The following is a 2,605-nucleotide window of genomic DNA, read 5'->3' on the forward strand; positions in this document are numbered from 1 at the left end:
ACCGACTTCGACAAGCTGATCGTCGACGTCGAGACCAAGCCAGCCATGCGTCCGCGTGACGCCATGGCGTCGGCCGGTAAGACCCTGGTCGAGCTGTTCGGCCTGGCGCGCGAGCTCAACCTCGACGCCGAGGGCATCGACATGGGCCCGTCCCCGACGGACGCCGCCCTGGCCGCTGACCTGGCGCTGCCGATCGAGGAGCTGGAGCTCACGGTCCGCTCCTACAACTGCCTCAAGCGCGAGGGCATCCACACCGTGGGTGAGCTCGTCGCCCGCTCCGAGGCCGACCTGCTCGACATTCGCAACTTCGGTGCGAAGTCGATCGACGAGGTCAAGGCGAAGCTGGCCGGCATGGGCCTGGCCCTCAAGGACAGCCCGCCCGGATTCGACCCGACCGCCGCCGCGGACGCCTTCGGCGCCGACGACGACGACACGGGTTTCGCGGAGACCGAGCAGTACTGAGACTGACGTCTCGCTGATTCACCTGGGTACGGGACCGCTCCGGCGGTCCCGTACTCTTGTTAGCTGTATGTCTAAGTCGTGCGGGCGCACTGCCCGTACGCCCGGCCCGGTTCCTCATACGGCCGACGTCGGATATTGAAGGAGACACCATGCCTCAGCCCGCCAAGGGTGCCCGCCTCGGCGGCGGCCCGTCCCACGAGCGTCTGCTGCTCGCCGGTCTGGCCCGTGAGCTGTTCCAGTACGGCCGCATCACCACGACGGAGGCCAAGGCCCGCCGTCTGCGCCCGTACGCGGAGAAGCTGATCACCAAGGCGAAGAAGGGTGACCTGCACAACCGCCGTGAGGTCCGCAAGGTCATCACGGACATCGCGGTTCTGCACACCCTCTTCACGGAGATCGGCCCGCGTTACGAGAACCGTCCGGGTGGCTACACCCGTATCACCAAGATCGGTACGCGCCGTGGCGACAACGCGCCCATGGCCGTCATCGAGCTGGTCGAGGGCCTGACCGTGGCCCAGGAGGCCGTCGGCGAGGCCGAGGCCGCGACCAAGGTCGCCGCGAAGACGGAGGAGACCGCGGCGGAGTAATCCTCCCGCGTGATCCACGACGGACCCGTTCCCAGCTGTGGGGGCGGGTCCGTTTTCGACTCAGAGGAAGCAACTGATGCTCTGCGAAGAAGAGCCTCGTCGCGACGGTCCCGCCGACGGCTTCGTCCGGATCCGGCTGGACCTCGCCTACGACGGTGCGGAGTTCTCGGGCTGGGCGCGGCAGAAGAACGGGCGGCGGACGGTCCAGCAGGAGCTGGAGGAGGCCGTGTCCGTCGTGACGCGGCAGCGGGAGATCTTCTCGCTGACCGTCGCCGGCCGCACGGACGCGGGTGTGCACGCGCGCGGGCAGGTGGCGCACGTCGACCTGCCGGAGGCGATCTGGCAGGCCGAGGGCGAGAAGCTGCTGCGCAGGCTCGCTGGGCGGCTTCCCGGGGACATCCGGGTGTGGCGGCTGTCCGAGGCGCCCGACGGCTTCGACGCCCGCTTCAGCGCGGTCTGGCGGCGCTACGCGTACCGGATCTGCGACACCCAGGGCGGCGTCGACCCGCTGCGGCGCGGGCACGTGCTCTGGCACGACCGGCCGCTGGACGTGGCGCTGATGAACGAGGCGGCCGGACGCCTCATCGGCGAGCACGACTTCGCCGCGTACTGCAAGAAGCGCGAGGGCGCGACGACCATCCGCGAGCTGCTGGAGTTCTCCTGGGAGCGGACCGAGGGCGACGCGCTGCTCGGCCCGGGTGCGCCGAGCCTGGTCGTCGGGACCGTGCGCGCGGACGCGTTCTGCCACAACATGGTGCGTGCGCTCGTCGGCTCCATGCTGCTGGTCGGCGGCGGTCAGCGACCGCTGGACTTCCCGCGGGAGGTGCTGGCCGGCGGGGTGCGGAACTCCGCCGTCAACGTCGTGCGGCCCTACGGGCTGACGCTGGAGGAGGTCGGCTACCCGGCCGACGAGCTGCTCGCCGAGCGGAACCGTGCCGCCCGGCGGTTGAGGGTGCTGGGCGGTCAGTGAGGCTCGGAGGTCAGTGAGGCCGCGCGGTCAGTGGGACTGGGCGGCGGCCTCCGCGCGGCCACGGTCCGCAAGGTCCTGGAAGGCCAGCGTGGCGAGGTCGTTGCTGGCCGCGAGAGCGACGGTGTCGTTGGCCGGGACCGGCTTGCCGTTCGGGTAGCCGGCGACGGTGAAGTAGGCGTAGCGGCCGATCGCATTGCTGGAGATCCGGCACTCCTGCTTCTGGCAGAACGGCTTGACCGGTCCGCCGAAGAGGGCCGCGACGTTGCCCGTCGCGGCGGCCGCCTTGACCGCGTTGGCCTGGGCGGCGTTGTCGAAGACCGCGATGCCGACGGTGACCATCGCCGAGCCGTTCGCATAGGTGGCCCGGAACAGGCCCTGGCAGCCGTTCCTGCCGAGCACCGCGGCCAGCGCCGGTGAGGCGGCCGCCGCGCAGGGCGAGGTCGCTGTCAGTGCCTGCGTGTAGGGATGGGCGTTGACGGTGACGCTCTTGCCGGGGAAGAGCGTGGCCGCGCTGAGCGGCGCCTTGTCGGTGGCGGCGCTGGAGAGCAGGGTGAGCGGGTCCAGCAGGGTGGGGCTGGGGGTGGGC

Annotated in this window: 4 protein-coding genes; 3 read left to right on the forward strand and 1 reads right to left on the reverse strand. The window is 70.8% G+C overall.

The features are described 5' to 3' along the window. From DN069_RS25125 to truA, 3 genes are all read left to right on the forward strand, one after another. The coding region (locus DN069_RS25125) for a DNA-directed RNA polymerase subunit alpha C-terminal domain-containing protein (protein WP_279387931.1) at positions 1 to 462 on the forward strand (462 nt) is incomplete at its 5' end. Positions 463 to 611: 149 nt separating this feature from the next. Continuing rightward, positions 612 to 1,049 carry a 50S ribosomal protein L17 gene (rplQ, locus tag DN069_RS25130; RefSeq protein ID WP_042420240.1) on the forward strand — a complete coding sequence of 146 codons (438 nt, stop codon included), beginning with the start codon at positions 612 to 614 and terminating at the stop codon, positions 1,047 to 1,049. A gap of 76 nt (positions 1,050 to 1,125) precedes the next feature. Further along, entirely contained in the window at positions 1,126 to 2,019 is an 894-nt protein-coding gene (gene truA / locus DN069_RS25135; RefSeq protein WP_111504528.1) for a tRNA pseudouridine(38-40) synthase TruA, read from the forward strand. A 27-nt stretch (positions 2,020 to 2,046) separates the two neighbouring features. On the opposite strand, the gene DN069_RS40290 is transcribed toward truA, so the two are convergent. Beyond that, on the reverse strand, positions 2,047 to 2,605 hold a 559-nt coding region (locus DN069_RS40290), incomplete at its 5' end, for a hypothetical protein (RefSeq protein WP_111504530.1).

The sequence above is a fragment of the Streptacidiphilus pinicola genome, from assembly GCF_003258295.1.
Taxonomy (GTDB): domain Bacteria; phylum Actinomycetota; class Actinomycetes; order Streptomycetales; family Streptomycetaceae; genus Streptacidiphilus; species Streptacidiphilus pinicola.

Coding starts and splice junctions, on each gene's coding strand:
- rplQ (WP_042420240.1), top strand. CDS start 612: ATGCCTCAGCCCGCCAAGGGTGCCCGCCTCGGCGGCGGCCCGTCCCAC.
- truA (WP_111504528.1), top strand. CDS start 1,126: ATGCTCTGCGAAGAAGAGCCTCGTCGCGACGGTCCCGCCGACGGCTTC.